Here is a 15,105-nt window from a genome sequence, read left to right on the forward strand (position 1 = left end):
CAGCGGCTCGATTCTGGACCACAACTCATCGTCCACCAGCCACGGTCGAGCACTTCGCTTACTCACACCCCAGCAACTGACGCAGCCATCCGAAGGACACGGCTACTTACGTTGCGTTAGGAGCTCTTAGTGCCCACTTACACCGGGCCATGGCAGACTCGCTGCAATGGACATCTCGGCGGCACACCTGCGGGCACTGCGCGCAGCGCTCTTCACGGCGCTGTGCGTGACGCTGTCCGCCGCGGGTCATGTGCTGCTGTCCCGGATGCCGCTGCCGCTGACCACCGTCGCCGTCCTCTCGGCCGCCGTCTTCGCCGTCGCGTACGCGCTGGCCGGCCGGGAGCGCGGCTACTGGCGCATCGCCGCCCTGCTCGTCCCGCTGGAACTGGCCGCCGACACGGTCTTCAGCGCCGGCCAGCACACCTGTTACGGGCGGGCCGGCGGCCCGGTCACCGGGCCGCTGCGGTCCCTGGGCGTGGACCTGCTGTGCGGCGGCGGTGACGTGGGCACGCCCCTGGCGCACCTGTCGCCGCAGGACCGGACACCGGCCGCGACCTGGCTGCTGCTGCTCGCCGTGCACGTCGCCGTGGGGCTGCTCGCGGCGGCCTGGCTGCGGCGGGGCGAGGCGGCGCTGGCCCAGCTGCTGGGGGCGGTGACGGCGTTCGCGTTCCGGCCGCTGCTGCTGGCCGTGGCGGTCGTCCGGGCACTGCCCGTGCCGCACCACCGGGCCACCCGGTCCGCGCGCACGGAGCCCGCCCCGCGGGCCGTCCCGCTGCTCGTGCACTGCGTCGTACGGCGTGGACCGCCCTGTTCCCTCGCCGCGTAGCCTTCGGGCCGCGGCTCATGGACAGGCACCCGTTCACACCTTTTCCAGGAGCAGGACAGTCATGAGCAACCGCAACAGCCAGGCCAACAAGCAGGCAGCCCGCGAGCGGCTGCGCGTCGAGCGCGAGCGGCAGAAGAAGAAGGAGAAGGTCCGCCGGCAGCTGACCGTCGGCGGTTCGATCGTCGCCGTGCTGGCCGTCGCGGGCGGCATCGGCGTCGCCGTGGCCAACTCGGGCGGCGGCGACTCCGGCGGCTCCGCCAAGTGGTCCGACGCGGCGAGCGCCAAGCTGGTCCAGCCGGCCAACACCTCCGGCAAGAACGGCACGGAGATCATCGTCGGCAAGAAGGACGCCAAGCACACGCTGTCGCTCTTCGAGGACGCCCGCTGCCCGGGCTGCGCGGGCTTCGAGCAGAACGTCGGCGAGACGATCCAGAAGGACCTCAAGGACGGCAAGTACAAGGCCTCCATCCACCTGGGCACCTTCCTGGACAACAACCTCCAGGGCACCGGCTCCAAGAACGCGCTCAGCGCGATGGGCGCCGCGCTGAACGTGAGCCCGGACGCGTTCTTGAAGTTCAAGGAGGCGCTGTTCTCCAAGGAGTACCACCCGCAGGAGACCGGTCCGGACAAGTTCGCCGACAACAACTACCTGATCAAGGTCGCCGACACGGTGCCCGCCCTGAAGGGCAACGCCAAGTTCCAGGACGCGGTGAAGGCCGGTACGTACAACCGCTGGGCGATGGAGATGTCCGAGGCCTTCAACGGCTTCAAGGACGTCAAGAGCACGCCGACGGTCAAGATGGACGACACGGTGCTGGGCACCGACTCCGCGAACGGCAAGGTCGCGCCGTCCACGCCGGACGCGTTCAACGACCAGGTCGACAAGGCGATGAAGGGCTGACCCGCCGCCCTTCGCGGAGCCCCGGACCGGTCTTCCGGTCCGGGGCTCCGTCGTACGCCGATGCCAAATCTTGACCCGGCAGATCGCCGTGCTCATGGCAGACTCCGGCACGAAGCGGACCGCGCGCCGCCGGGCACGGGTCACTGGAAACAGGGAGTCGGTAAGCACCATGAGCGACCGCAACAGCCAAGCGAGCAAGCAGGCGGCCCGCGAGCGGATCCGCGCCGAGCGCGAGCGGCAGAAGAAGAAGGAGAGGATCCGCCGGCAGCTCGTGGTGGCGGGCTCGGTGGTCGGTGTCCTGGTCATAGCCGGCGGCATCGGCTTCGGGATCATGAAGGCGAACGAGCCCACCGGCTGGGAGGCGGCCAAGGAGGCCGACCTGGTCAAACCCGCCCACACCAGCGGCAAGAACGGCACCGAGATCGTCATCGGCAAGCCGGAGGCCAAGGAGACCTTGGAGGTCTTCGAGGACATCCGCTGCCCGGCCTGCGCGGGCTTCGAGCAGAGCGCGGGCCCGGCCCTCCTGAAGGGCATGGAGGACGGCCGCTACAAGATCCGCTTCACGATGTACACGTTCATCGACGGCGGGCAGGGCGGCGAGGGCTCCAAGAACGCGCTCAGCGCGCTCGGCGCGGCCCTGGACGTCGGCCCGGAGGCGTTCCTCAAGTACAAGACCGCGCTGTACGCGGAGAAGAACCACCCCGAAGAGGCCGACGACGCCTACGCCAAGGACAAGAAGCTGATCGAGGTCGCCGATCAGGTGCCCGAGCTGAAGAACAACGAGAAGTTCCAGGCGGCGGTCAAGAACGGTACGTACGACCGCTGGACCATGGACATGACCGCGCTCTTCGGCCGCAAGGGCGTGACCGGGACCCCGGCGTTCCTGCACGGCGACAAGAAGCTGAAGCTGCCGCCGGTCCCGCAGAAGCAGATGACCAAGGAGCAGTACCAGGAACTCGCCACGGCCAACTTCAACAAGATGATCGACGACGAGTTCGGGCCCGCGAAGGACGCGAAGAAGTAGCTGCGCGGGCCGGAGCACCGGCCCGGCGGACAGCTGTTTACGGGAGGGCGAACTTCCTGCGCGAGCCCTCCCGCAGTGCCCTACCCGACAGTATGGTGATCGGCCGTGACCGATCATGACCAGATATCACGTCGCACCGCCGTTACGGCCGCAGCCGCCTCCGCCGCCCTGCTGCCCTTCGCCACCGCCGGCCCCGCCCGCGCCGTCCGGACCGGTCCGGACGTACAGAGCGGCACGGACGCCCCGCCCCGTACGGACGCCCAGGTCTTCCAGCACGGCGTGGCCTCCGGCGACCCGCTCCCGGACGGCATCCTGCTGTGGACCCGGGTGACGCCCGAGCCCGGCGCGGTGCCCGGCTCCGGCCGCGGCCCGGACACCACGGTGGGCTGGGAAGTGGCGGCCGACCCCGGCTTCGGCACGGTGGTCGCGCGGGGAACCGCGACCACCACGGCCGCGGCCGACCACACCGTCAAGGCCGACGTACGCGGCCTGGCGCCGGCCACCGCCTACTACTACCGCTTCACCGCCGCCGGTACCCACTCGCCCGTGGGCCGCACCCGCACCGCCCCCGCCCACGACGCGAAGGCCCCCAACATCCGCTTCGGCGTCGTCTCCTGCGCCAACTGGGAGGCGGGCTACTTCTCCCCGTACCGGCACCTGGCGGCCCGCCGCGACCTGGACGCGGTGCTGCACCTCGGCGACTACCTCTACGAGTACGCGACCGGCGGCTTCCCCGCCTCGGGGAAGGTCGTACGGCAGCACTCCCCCACCCACGAGATCATCACGCTCGCCGACTACCGCACCCGGCACGGCGTCCACAAGACCGACCCCGACCTGCGGGCCCTGCACGCCGCGCATCCGATGATCGCGATCTGGGACGACCACGAGTTCGCGGACAACGCCTGGTCCGGCGGCGCCGTGAACCACACCCCCGGCGCCGAGGGCGACTGGGCGACGCGGATGGCCGCCGCCAAGCGCGCCTACTTCGAGTGGATGCCCGTACGGACTTCCACGGCGGGCACCACCTACCGCAGGCTGCGCTTCGGCAAGCTCGCCGACCTGCACCTGCTCGACCTGCGGACCTTCCGGGACGAACAGGCCAAGCCGGGCAGCGGGAAGGTGGACGACCCGGGGCGCTCGATCACCGGACGCGCCCAGCTGGACTGGCTCAAGGCCGGACTGGAGCGCTCGGACACCGCCTGGCGGCTGGTCGGCACCTCCGTGATGATCTCCCAGGTCGCCTTCGGCTCCGTACCGGCCCACCTGCTGGCGCCGCTCGCCGAACTCCTCGGCCTGCCGAAGGAGGGCCTGGCCGTGAACACCGACCAGTGGGACGGCTACACCGACGACCGGCGCGAGCTGCTGACCCACCTGCGCGACCGTGGCATCGGCAACACCGTCTTCCTGACCGGCGACATCCACATGGCGTGGGCCAACGAGGTGCCGGTGAAGGCCGCGACCTACCCGGCCACGCCGCCGGTCGCCACCGAGTTCGTGGTCACCTCGGTCACCTCCGACAACGTGGACGACTTCCTGCACGTCGCCCCGCACACCGTCTCGCTGGTCGGCGTCGCCGCGGTCCGGGCCGCCAACCGCCATGTGAAGTGGCTGGACATGGACTCGCACGGCTACGGCGTCCTGGACGTCAGCGCCGAGCGCACGCAGATGGACTACTACACCGTCTCCGACCGGACCGACCCGCACGCCACCACCGCGCTGGCACGCTCCTACCGGACCCGCTCCGGGACCCAGCGGGTGGAGCGGGTGCGGCAGCCGGTGCGCTGACCCGCTCCGCACCCCCTGTACGGCCCCTGTACGGCCTTTACAGCGAGTCGAGGAAGCCGAGGGCGACCTTCCAGGCGCTCTCGGCGGCCTCCTCGTCGTAGTCCGGCAGGTCGGGGTCGGTGAACAGGTGCCCGGCACCCTGGTAGCGGTAGACCTCGACATCCGCGCCGGCCCGCCCCATCCGCAGGTACCACGCGTTCAGCCAGTCGTGCGGCTCGAACGGGTCCGGGTCGGCGACGTGCAGCTGGACGGGCAGCTCGTCGACGGCCGCGTCGTCGGCGATGTCCGAGGTGCCGTGCATCAGCAGCAGGCCGCGCGCCTTCTCGTCCCCCAGGGCGAGATTCTGGGCGACCGCGCCGCCGAAGGAGAAGCCCGCGTAGACCACGCCCCGGTCGGAGTACGGCGCGGCGGCGGTCACGGCGCGGACCAGCAGCTCGTCCTTGCCGATCTCGTCCTTGATCACCACACCGTCCTCGACGGTGTCCGCGGTCCGCCCGTCGAAGAGGTCCGGTACGACGACCTCGTGACCGGCCGCACGCAGCCGGTCGGCGGCGGCGTGCACCGCGGGCCGCAGGCCGCACACCGAATGGAACAGAACCACCGTCGAGGGTTTCGCGGACGGCGCGGACGGCGAGGCGGACGAAGAGGCCACTGAATTCACTTCCCTGTCATTGGATCGCACTTCCACCATCGTGCCAGTTACGGTCAGTAGGTACCGGCACGAAGCTGACCACATCTAGGAGGACCGGAAGTGTCCATGGAGGACGTGCTTCGTCCGCTCACCGTCGTAGGCGGCTCCATAGTCGTGACGCTCGTCCTGGGCTGGCTCGCCGACCTGGCACTGCGCCGGGCCGACACCGCCCGCCCGGACACGCCACTGTGGGGCCTGCTGCGGCGCTGCCGTGTCCCCCTGCAAGTGGTGCTGGTCACCGCGCTGCTGCGCGGCTTCTACGACAGAACCGGTCTGCAGTTCATCGAGGACCACGAAGCGGGCCTCGGCCAGATTCTCTCCCTCGTCCTGATCGCGGCCACCGCCTGGCTCGCCATCCGGGCCTCGGCGGCCATCGTGGAGTCCTCGTACTCCCGGTACGCGGCGGGCGCGCGGGACGCCGCCCGGGTGCGGCGGGTCCGTACCCAGGTCACCCTGATCCAGCGGGTGGTCACGGCGATCGTCATCGTCGTCGCCGCGGCCTCGATGCTGCTGACCTTCCCCAAGATGCAGACGGTCGGCCAGTCCATGCTGGCCTCGGCGGGGCTGGTCGGCATCGTGGCCGGTGTCGCCGCGCAGTCCACCCTCGGCAACCTCTTCGCCGGCCTGCAGATCGCCTTCGGCGACATGGTCCGCATCGGGGACACGGTGGTCGTGGACAAGGAGTGGGGCACGGTCGAGGAGATCACCCTGACCTTCCTGACCGTGCGGACCTGGGACGAGCGGCGGATCACCATGCCCGTGTCCTACTTCACCAGCAAGCCGTTCGAGAACTGGTCGCGCGGGGGCGCGCAGATGACCGGCACGGTCTTCTTCCACCTCGACCACGCGGCGCCCGTGGAGAAGATGCGCGAGCGGCTGCACGAGATCCTGCAGAACAGCACCGACTGGGACGGCCGCGGCTGGAGCCTGGTGGTCACCGACACCACCCCGACCACGATCCAGGTCCGCGCCCTGGTCACCGCCCGGGACTCGGACGCCATCTGGTCGGTGCGCTGCGAGGTCCGCGAGCGGATGATCGACTGGCTGCGCGCGGAGCACCCGTACGCGCTGCCGCGGGTGGTCATCGCCGCCGCGCCCGACGGCGGTGAGGACGCCGCCCGGCTCATGGAGACGAGCGCGGAGCGGCGTCCGGGGACCCTGGACAAGGGACCGGGGCTGGACGGCTGACAGCACGGGGCGGGGTGCGAACGCACCCCGCCCCTTTTGGGCCTACGCCCTTCCCGCCTCCCGGCCTTACGGCAGCGGAGCGCCCCGCAGGCTGCGCATGTCCAGCTGGCGCAGCACCCGGTCCACGATCTCCGGGTCGGCACCCGGCTCGCTGCGCGCCGCCAGCACCTCGTGGCGGGCGGCCGAGAGCATCTCGCTCTGGATGCTCTGCACCTTCTTCATCCGGGTGATGCGCTTCTCGAAGTGCTCCCGCCGGTCGTCGTCCACGATGTCCGGCGCGATGCGCGCACCCATGTCGTAGGCGCGCCGGGCGAGCTGCTCGCTGATCTCCTCCGGCAGCTCCTCGACCTCCAGGATCTCCTTCAGGCGCCGCTTGGACGCCTTGATCACCCGGAGCGCCAGCTCGTGCTCCAGCTTCTCCTCGGCCTCCGAGTCGGCCTTGACCCGCAGCTTCTTGACCAGGGTCGGCAGCGACAGGCCCTGGACGACGAGCCCGGAGAGCACCACGGCGAAGGCGATGAACAGGATCTCGTCACGGGCCGGGAAGTCCCCGCCGCCGTCGATCGTGTACGGGATGGCCAGCGCCAGCGCGACGGACGCCACCCCGCGCATCCCGGACCACCACATGATCACGGTCTCCCGCCAGCTCAGCGGGATGTCCTCGTCGAAGTCGCGGCGCTTGTGCATCCGCTTGGCCAGCCAGGCGGCGGGCAGCAGCCACAGCAGCCGGACGCCCACCACGACCACCACGACGGCGGCGCCGATACCGAGCATCTCGCCCCAGCGGCCGGAGGCCACCTTGATGACGTTGTGCAGCTCCAGGCCGATCAGCCCGAAGGCGACGCCGGTGACGAGGGTGTCGACGATCTCCCAGAAGGTATAGCCGGCCAGCCGGCCCATCACGTCGTCGGCGTCCACCGCGTACTCGGCCAGGAACAGCGCGGTGGTCAGCACCGCCAGCACTCCGGAGCCCTCGAACTCCTCGGCGAGGACGTACGCGACGAACGGCACCAGCAGCGTCAGCCCGATCTGCAGCGTCGGGTCGCCCAGCAGGCCCATCAGCTTGTTGGTGACCCAGCCCAGCACCAGCCCGACCGCTATCGCGACCACCGCGGACAGCACCAGCGAGCCGACCGCGCCGGGCACCGAGAAGGAGCCGCTGACGGCCGCGGCGAGCGCGACGTGGTACAGCACGATCGCGGTGACGTCGTTGAACAGCCCCTCGCCCTCCAGGATGGAGACCATGCGGCGGGGCAGCCCCAGCTTGCCCGCGACGGCGGTCGCGGCGACCGGGTCCGGCGGCGCGACCAGGGCGCCGAGCACCACGGCCGCGGCGATCGGCATGCCGGGGACGATGGCGTGCGCGACGGCGGCGACGGCGGCCGTGGTCGCGAAGACCAGGGCCACCGCCAGCAGGAAGATGGGCCGGATGTTGGCCGTGAACTGCCGCCAGGAGGTGCGCTGCACCGCGGCGTAGAGCAGGGGTGGCAGCACCAGCGGGAGGATGAACTCCGGCGGCACCTCCACGTTCGGCACGAACGGCAGCAGTGCCAGCCCCGCGCCCGCGAGCGTCATCAGGACCGGCGACGGCAGGCCCAGCCGGTCACCGACCGGGACCATGACCACGGCCCCGAGAAGTAGGACGAACATCAGGGCCAGCTGGTCCACGGTGGCTGCACTCCGGGGTCGAGATCGATCACGTTCCGACCCAAGCCTGCCATGGAGCCTGCGAAAACCGCTCGGACGAGCGGTCCGGCCGCTCGGCCGTCCGGCCTACCTCAGCACCCGCGACTCAGGGCCGGCGGATCAGGCGCTCTCGGCCCGCACCCGGTCCAGCGCGCGCTGAAGGTCCTCCGGGTAGGCGCTCTCGAACTCCACCCACTGCCCGTCGGCCGGGTGCTCGAAGCCCAGCCGCATCGCGTGCAGCCACTGCCGGGTGAGGCCCAGCCGCTTGCCGAGCGTCGGGTCCGCGCCGTAGGTCAGGTCGCCGACGCACGGGTGACGGTGCGCGGACATGTGGACCCGGATCTGGTGCGTACGCCCCGTCTCCAGCTTGATGTCCAGCAGGCTGGCCGCCCGGAAGGCCTCGATCAGGTCGTAGTGCGTCACCGACGGCTTGCCGTCGGCCGTCACCGCCCACTTGTAGTCGTGCTGCGGGTGCCGGCCGATGGGGGCGTCGATCGTGCCGCTCATCGGGTCCGGGTGGCCCTGCACCAGGGCGTGGTAGCGCTTGTCGACCGTACGCTCCCGGAACTGCTGCTTGAGCAGGGTGTACGCGCGCTCGGACTTGGCCACCACCATCAGGCCGGAGGTGCCGACGTCGAGGCGGTGCACGATGCCCTGGCGCTCGGCGGCGCCGGAGGTCGCGATGCGGAAGCCGGCGGCGGCCAGCCCGCCGATGACGGTGGTGCCCGTCCAGCCGGGGCTGGGGTGCGCGGCGACGCCGACCGGCTTGACGATCACGACGATGTCGTCGTCGTCGTGCACGATCTCCATGCCCTCGACGGGCTCGGCGACGATCTCCACCGGTGGCGCGGCCTGCGGCATCTCCACTTCCAGCCAGGCACCGCCGTGCACCCGTTCGGACTTCATGACTTCGGCGCCGTCCACCCGGACCTTCCCGCCGGCCGCCAGCTCGGCGGCCTTCGTACGGGAGAAGCCGAACATACGGGCCAGCGCGGCGTCGACGCGCTCGCCCTCCAGGCCGTCCGGTACGGGCAGGGTGCGGATCTCGGGAATCGTGCTCACACCACCGAGTATGTCAGCCCGCGGTGACACTCCCGTCGGCCCCGGGTCGTCCGGGGCACGCGGCCCCTACGGCGCAGGCCCTCAGTCCTTGTGGACCGTGCCGTCCGGGTCCAGGCCGCGGAAGGACAGGATCACGATCAGGATGCCGCCGCAGACGATCGCGGAGTCCGCGAGGTTGAAGACCGCGAAGTGGGCGGGGGCGATGAAGTCCACCACCGCGCCCTCGAAGACGCCCGGCGTACGGAAGATCCGGTCGGTGAGGTTGCCGAAGGCGCCGCCCAGCAGCAGGCCGAGCGCGATGCCCCACGGCAGGCTGTAGAGCTTGCGGGCGATCCGGATGATCACCACGATCACGATCGCCGCGATGATGGTGAGGAAGATCGTCAGCGCCTCGCCGATGCTGAAGGCGGCACCGCGGTTGCGGATCACCTCCAGGCGCAGCAGCGAACCGATCACCTCGATGGGGGCGTGGTGCTCCAGCTTCGCGACCACCAGCGCCTTGCTGCCCAGGTCGAGGAGGTAGACGACGGCCGCGACCAGGAACAGCGTGCCGATCCGCCGCTTGCCCCGGCCCTTGGTCCGGCCCGCGGTGGCACCGGCCTCGCCGCCGTCCGCGTTCTCGTCCCGGCCCTCGTCCGGCTGCTGCTCCCGCGACGCCGCCCTCTCGGCGCTCCCCCCGGCTCCCGGCACCGCCGCCGTCCCCGGCTCGGAATCCGGCCCGGTCTCCGGCGTACCGGTGATGCGCTCCGCCTCTGCCACGTTGTGAGCCCCTCAGCCCGTCGAGTCCCGCACGCCAGGCCGCCCCCGGCTGAGGACGAGGGTACGGCACAGGCGTACGGACACCGTGGGTACGGCCCCCTCGGCCTCGGGTGATTCATCCGCGGACCGCCACCGACCGCCCACCGGGCACCCGCCCCGACGGCCCCGACGGCCTCTGGCGGGCCCCCTGCCGCCACTCCCGCCCCTGCCCCCTCCCGCCTACCCCTCTCTCCTCCTCCGCCCCTACCGCCGCTCCTGCCGCTGCTTGCACTCCACGCACAGCGTCGCCCGGGGGAACGCCTGCATCCGGGCCTTGCCGATCGGCTTGCCGCAGTTCTCGCACAGGCCGTACGTGCCCGCGTCCAGGCGCTCCAGCGCGCGTTCGGTCTGGAGCAGCATCTCGCGGGCGTTGGAGGCCAGCGCCATCTCGTGCTCGCGGGTGATGTTCTTGCTACCGGTGTCGGCTTCGTCGCCGGTGCCCTCGCCGGTGTCCCGCATCAGCCCGGCGAGCGCGTCCTCGGACGCCGTGATCTCCGCGCGCAGCCGCTCCACCTCGTCGAGCAGTTCCGTGCGGGCCTCGGCGACCTCCGCCGGTGTCCAGGGGTCCTCCCCGGGCCGTACGGCCAGCTCGCCGGGGGCGGCCGCGGCGCGCGCCTTGGGCACCGCGCCCGGCGTCCCGTCCTGCTCCGCCTCGGCGGCCGGTGCCCCGCCCGGAGTCTGCTTCTCCACCACCGTCTTGGCTCCCGTCTTCTTCGCGGGCACCGCCTTCTCGGCAGGTGCGGTCTTCTTGGCCGCCTTCTTCACGGCGGCCTTCCGGGGCGCGGGCCCGCCGTCCGCAGGGGGCTCCCCGGCCTCCTTCTTCGCCGCCTTCTTCGCCGTGGCCTTGCCGCCCGGCGTCTTCTTCGCCGTGTGCCCGGCCGCGGGCGGGTGCTCCGGCTCCTCCGCCGGGGTGTCCGGTACGGCCTCCGCGCTCATCGCCGTGGCGGCGGACGCCCGCTTCTTCGCCGCGGGCCCTGGCTTGTCGGCCGCGGCCTTCCCGGCATCCGCCGTGCTCTTCTTCGCGGCGGTCTTCTTCGCCACCATGGCCGCGACCCCTTCACGTATGTGATCATGCTCGCGAATCGTGACCGGAACGATAAATCGCCTCAAGGCACGCGGCAACGGGACGCACCGCCCTTTCCGGCCCGGTCTCCCCCCGCGGCAGCCGGGTCTGCATCCGTTGTGCCCACCTGCCCGCGCGGTAATCCGCCAGCCCACGGCCCGCGCGGAGCCCGGCCCCGGCCGCCCGGCGCGCGGGCGCCGACTCCCGCGCCCTGCGTATCGCCATTCGGGTCACGCCCTCGGCGCCCGCTACCTCACTCGGCGCAGCCCGGAAAACCGGTCGGCCCGCACCGTCGGTGCCCCGTACACTGTGGGCAGCGAAAGGCGCCGACGGGACGAGTAGCGTCGTACGCAGCGATGAGCGATCCGGGGACGGTGCGAGCCCGGAGGCGTGCGCGACGTGAAGATCACCCCAGAGCCGCCGGAAGAACGCCCACGGACGGCCGGCAGGCGGCCCGCGGGTCAGTAGAACCGGCCTCGCGACCCCAATGAGGGGGCGGTGCAGCGCGCACCGCCAAGGAGGGTGGTACCGCGGGGGCCCAGGCTCTCGTCCCTCCGGACGGAGAACGCAGCAGGTGTCCGCCGGAGGAACGCCCCGATGTCACAGCCTCAGTACCGCCAGGTACCCGCCCAGGTAGACCTGCCCGCCCTTGAGCACGCGGTGCTCGATTTCTGGCGCGAGCAGAAGGTCTTCGCCCGTACCCTCCAGCAGTCCGAGGGACGCCCCGAGTGGGTCTTCTACGAGGGTCCGCCGACCGCCAACGGCATGCCCGGCGCCCACCACATCGAGGCCCGCGTCTTCAAGGACGTCTTCCCCCGCTTCCGCACCATGCGGGGCTACCACGTCGGCCGCAAGGCCGGCTGGGACTGCCACGGCCTGCCGGTCGAGCTGGCCGTCGAGAAGGAGCTGGGCTTCAACGGCAAGAAGGACATCGAGGCGTACGGCATCGCCGAGTTCAACGCCAAGTGCCGTGAGTCGGTGACCCGCCACACCGACGCGTTCGCCGACCTGACCACCCGGATGGGTTACTGGACGGACCTGGACGACCCGTACCGCACCATGGACCCCGACTACATCCAGTCGGTCTGGTGGTCCCTCAAGCAGATCTTCGACAAGGGCCTGCTGGCCCAGGACCACCGTGTCGCCCCCTGGTGCCCCCGCTGCGGCACCGGTCTGTCCGACCACGAGCTGGCCCAGGGCTACGAGACGGTCGTGGACCCCTCCGTCTTCGTCCGCCTCCCCCTGACCTCCGGCCCGCTGGCCGGCGAGGCGGCCCTCCTCGTCTGGACGACCACCCCCTGGACCCTGGTCTCCAACACCGCCGTCGCGGCCCACCCCGACGTCACCTACGTGGAGGCCACCGACGGCCAGGAGAAGCTCGTCGTCGCCGAGCCCCTCCTCGACAAGGCCCTCGGCGAAGGCTGGACCACGACCGGCCGGACCTTCACCGGCCGCGAGATGGAGCGCTGGGCCTACCGCCGCCCCTTCGACCTGGTCGAGCTGGAGGACGCCAACTTCGTCGTCAACGCCGACTACGTCACCACCGAGGACGGTACGGGCCTGGTCCACCAGGCGCCCGCCTTCGGTGAGGACGACCTCAAGACCTGCCGCGGCTACGGCCTGCCGGTCGTCAACCCGGTACGCCCCGACGGCACCTTCGAGGAGAACCTGGCCCTCGTCGGCGGCCAGTTCTTCAAGAAGGCCGACGAACACCTCGTCGCCGACCTCGACGCCCGCGGCCTGCTCTTCAAGCACGTCGCCTACGAGCACAGCTACCCGCACTGCTGGCGCTGCCACACCGCGCTCCTCTACTACGCCCAGCCGTCCTGGTACATCCGCACCACCGCGGTCAAGGACGCCCTGCTGCGCGAGAACGAGGGCACCAACTGGTTCCCCGAGTCGGTCAAGCACGGCCGCTTCGGCGACTGGCTCAACAACAACATCGACTGGGCCCTGTCCCGCAACCGCTACTGGGGAACTCCCCTCCCCATCTGGCGCTGCGCCGAAGACCACCTCACCTGCGTGGGCTCCCTGGCCGAACTCACCGACCTCACCGGCACCGACCAGTCCGGCCTGGACCCGCACCGCCCCTACATCGACGCCGTCACCTTCCCCTGCCCCACGTGCCAGGGCACCGCGACGCGCGTCCCCGAGGTCATCGACGCCTGGTACGACTCCGGCTCCATGCCCTTCGCGCAGTGGGGCTACCCGTACAAGAACAAGGAACTGTTCGAGAAGCGCTACCCGGCGCAGTTCATCTCCGAGGCCATCGACCAGACCCGCGGCTGGTTCTACACCCTCATGGCCGTCGGCACCCTCGTCTTCGAGAAGTCGTCCTACGAGAACGTCGTCTGCCTGGGCCACATCCTCGCCGAGGACGGCCGCAAGATGTCCAAGCACCTGGGCAACACCCTCGACCCGATCCCGCTGATGGACCAGCACGGCGCCGACGCCGTCCGCTGGTTCATGGCGGCCGGCGGCTCCCCCTGGGCAGCCCGCCGCGTGGGCCACGGCACCATCCAGGAAGTGGTCCGCAAGACCCTCCTGACCTACTGGAACACGGTCGCCTTCCAGGCCCTGTACGCCCGCACCTCCCACTGGGCCCCCAGCGCCGCCGACCCCGCCCCGGCCGAGCGCCCGCTCCTCGACCGCTGGCTGCTGTCCGAACTCCACGCCCTCACCGACGGTGTCACCGACGCCCTCGAAACCTACGACACCCAGCGCGCCGGCAAACTCCTCTCCTCCTTCGTCGACGACCTCTCCAACTGGTACGTACGCCGCTCCCGCCGCCGCTTCTGGCAGGGCGACAACGCGGCCCTGCGCACGCTCCACGAGGTCGTCGAGACGGTCACCCGGCTGATGGCCCCCATCACCCCCTTCATCACCGAACGCGTCTGGCAGGACCTGATCGTCCCGGTCACCCCCGACGCCCCCGACTCGGTCCACCTCTCCACCTGGCCCGAGGCGGACCGCTCGGCGATCGACCCGGAACTGTCGAAGCAGATGGTCCTGGTACGGCGCCTGGTCGAACTGGGCCGCGCCACCCGCGCGGAGTCCGGCGTCAAGACCCGCCAGCCCCTCTCCCGCGCCCTGGTGGCAGCCTCCGGTTTCGAAACGCTCTCCCCCGAGCTGCGCACCCAGATCACCGAAGAGCTGAACGTCTCCACCCTCGCCACCCTCTCCGAGGTGGGCGGCTCCCTGGTGGACACCACGGCCAAGGCCAACTTCCGGGCCCTCGGCAAGCGCTTCGGCAAGGGCGTCCAGGCAGTCGCCAAGGCCATCGCCGAAACCGACGCCGCGGCCCTCTCCCTCGCCCTGCGCGAGGGCACGGCGACCATCACCGTCGACGACGAGACGGTCCCCCTCTCCCCCGACGAGGTCATCATCACCGAGACCCCGCGCGAGGGCTGGTCGGTGGCCTCCGACGCGGGCGCCACCGTGGCCCTCGACCTGGAGATCACCCCCGACCTGCGCCGCGCGGGCCTGGCCCGCGACGCCATCCGCCTCATCCAGGAAGCCCGCAAGAACAGCGGCCTGGACGTCGCCGACCGCATCACCCTCCGCTGGCAGACCCCCGACGAAGAGGTCCGCACCGCCCTGACCGACCACCAGGACCTCATCGCCGACGAGGTCCTGGCCACCGACTTCGCACAGGGCGAGGCCGACGACACGTACGGCCAGGCATTCGAGGACGAGTCCCTCAACCTGACGTTCCGCCTCAAGAAGACCGAGGCGTGACCACCGAGCCGGTCTGAGCACACGACGGCCCCCGACGCACCAAGCGTCGGGGGCCGTTGCCGTACAAACGGCTTGGGCGTTTCTATAGGACACCGACCCAAAGAGCACCGAAAGCCGCAATACGGCCAGGGCTCGGGGGTGCGCAGGGGTCTCCCCGCAGGCAGCCCGCACACTGGCCAGTTATGGCATGCACGAGGAGTCAAGGGTGCTGTGGGGGCACCCCCGGCCGGAGGCTGGGGGAGAGTGACCCCGGAGGGCCCCCGAGCCCCCACCCACCGGACCCATCGCGCAAGACGCGCACCCCCACCGGACCGCACGGCACGAGGCCACAGGCCACGCAAAA

11 protein-coding genes are annotated in these 15,105 nt (G+C 71.1%); 6 read left to right on the forward strand and 5 right to left on the reverse strand.

Annotated features, from left to right (window positions below; translation table 11 throughout):
* Positions 1 to 166 precede the first annotated feature (166 nt).
* The 4 genes from JXZ78_RS17810 (at position 167) to JXZ78_RS17825 (ending at position 4,536) form a co-directional block, all read left to right on the forward strand.
* On the forward strand, positions 167 to 826 hold the full coding sequence (locus tag JXZ78_RS17810) for a hypothetical protein (protein ID WP_030024691.1): 660 nt from the start codon (positions 167 to 169) through the stop codon (positions 824 to 826).
* Positions 827 to 887: 61 nt separating this feature from the next.
* Positions 888 to 1,727 carry a thioredoxin domain-containing protein gene (locus JXZ78_RS17815; RefSeq protein WP_030024690.1) on the forward strand — a complete coding sequence of 280 codons (840 nt, stop codon included), beginning with the start codon at positions 888 to 890 and terminating at the stop codon, positions 1,725 to 1,727.
* Between the two features lie 169 nt (positions 1,728 to 1,896).
* Positions 1,897 to 2,751, forward strand: coding sequence for a thioredoxin domain-containing protein (locus JXZ78_RS17820; RefSeq protein ID WP_030024689.1), 855 nt, complete (start codon positions 1,897 to 1,899; stop codon positions 2,749 to 2,751).
* A gap of 105 nt (positions 2,752 to 2,856) precedes the next feature.
* A complete protein-coding gene (locus JXZ78_RS17825) occupies positions 2,857 to 4,536 on the forward strand; it encodes an alkaline phosphatase D family protein (RefSeq protein ID WP_030024688.1) in 1,680 nt (559 codons plus the stop codon).
* Positions 4,537 to 4,573: 37 nt separating this feature from the next.
* Here the strand turns inward: JXZ78_RS17825 and JXZ78_RS17830 are convergent, their stop codons facing one another.
* Positions 4,574 to 5,272, reverse strand: coding sequence for a dienelactone hydrolase family protein (locus tag JXZ78_RS17830; protein ID WP_372498429.1), 699 nt, complete (start codon positions 5,270 to 5,272; stop codon positions 4,574 to 4,576).
* A gap of 21 nt (positions 5,273 to 5,293) precedes the next feature.
* On the opposite strand from JXZ78_RS17830, the gene JXZ78_RS17835 reads away from it, so the two are divergent.
* Complete coding sequence (locus tag JXZ78_RS17835) at positions 5,294 to 6,415, forward strand: mechanosensitive ion channel family protein (RefSeq protein ID WP_030024686.1); 1,122 nt, start codon at positions 5,294 to 5,296, stop codon at positions 6,413 to 6,415.
* 66 nt (positions 6,416 to 6,481) lie between these two features.
* Here the strand turns inward: JXZ78_RS17835 and JXZ78_RS17840 are convergent, their stop codons facing one another.
* The 4 genes from JXZ78_RS17840 to JXZ78_RS17855 form a co-directional block, all read right to left on the reverse strand.
* Positions 6,482 to 8,083, reverse strand: coding sequence for a Na+/H+ antiporter (locus tag JXZ78_RS17840; protein ID WP_033040148.1), 1,602 nt, complete (start codon positions 8,081 to 8,083; stop codon positions 6,482 to 6,484).
* A 138-nt stretch (positions 8,084 to 8,221) separates the two neighbouring features.
* A complete protein-coding gene (locus JXZ78_RS17845) occupies positions 8,222 to 9,163 on the reverse strand; it encodes an RluA family pseudouridine synthase (RefSeq protein ID WP_030024683.1) in 942 nt (313 codons plus the stop codon).
* A gap of 81 nt (positions 9,164 to 9,244) precedes the next feature.
* A complete protein-coding gene (gene lspA / locus JXZ78_RS17850; protein WP_030024682.1) occupies positions 9,245 to 9,922 on the reverse strand; it encodes a signal peptidase II in 678 nt (225 codons plus the stop codon).
* A gap of 243 nt (positions 9,923 to 10,165) precedes the next feature.
* On the reverse strand, positions 10,166 to 11,005 hold the full coding sequence (locus JXZ78_RS17855; RefSeq protein WP_030024681.1) for a TraR/DksA family transcriptional regulator: 840 nt from the start codon (positions 11,003 to 11,005) through the stop codon (positions 10,166 to 10,168).
* A gap of 616 nt (positions 11,006 to 11,621) precedes the next feature.
* Here JXZ78_RS17855 and ileS point away from each other — a divergent pair.
* Positions 11,622 to 14,762, forward strand: a complete 3,141-nt coding sequence (gene ileS, locus JXZ78_RS17860) for an isoleucine--tRNA ligase (protein WP_030024680.1) — start codon at positions 11,622 to 11,624, stop codon at positions 14,760 to 14,762.
* The last annotated feature ends 343 nt before the right edge of the window (positions 14,763 to 15,105 follow it).

This window comes from Streptomyces monomycini (assembly GCF_022271435.1).
GTDB lineage: Bacteria > Actinomycetota > Actinomycetes > Streptomycetales > Streptomycetaceae > Streptomyces > Streptomyces monomycini.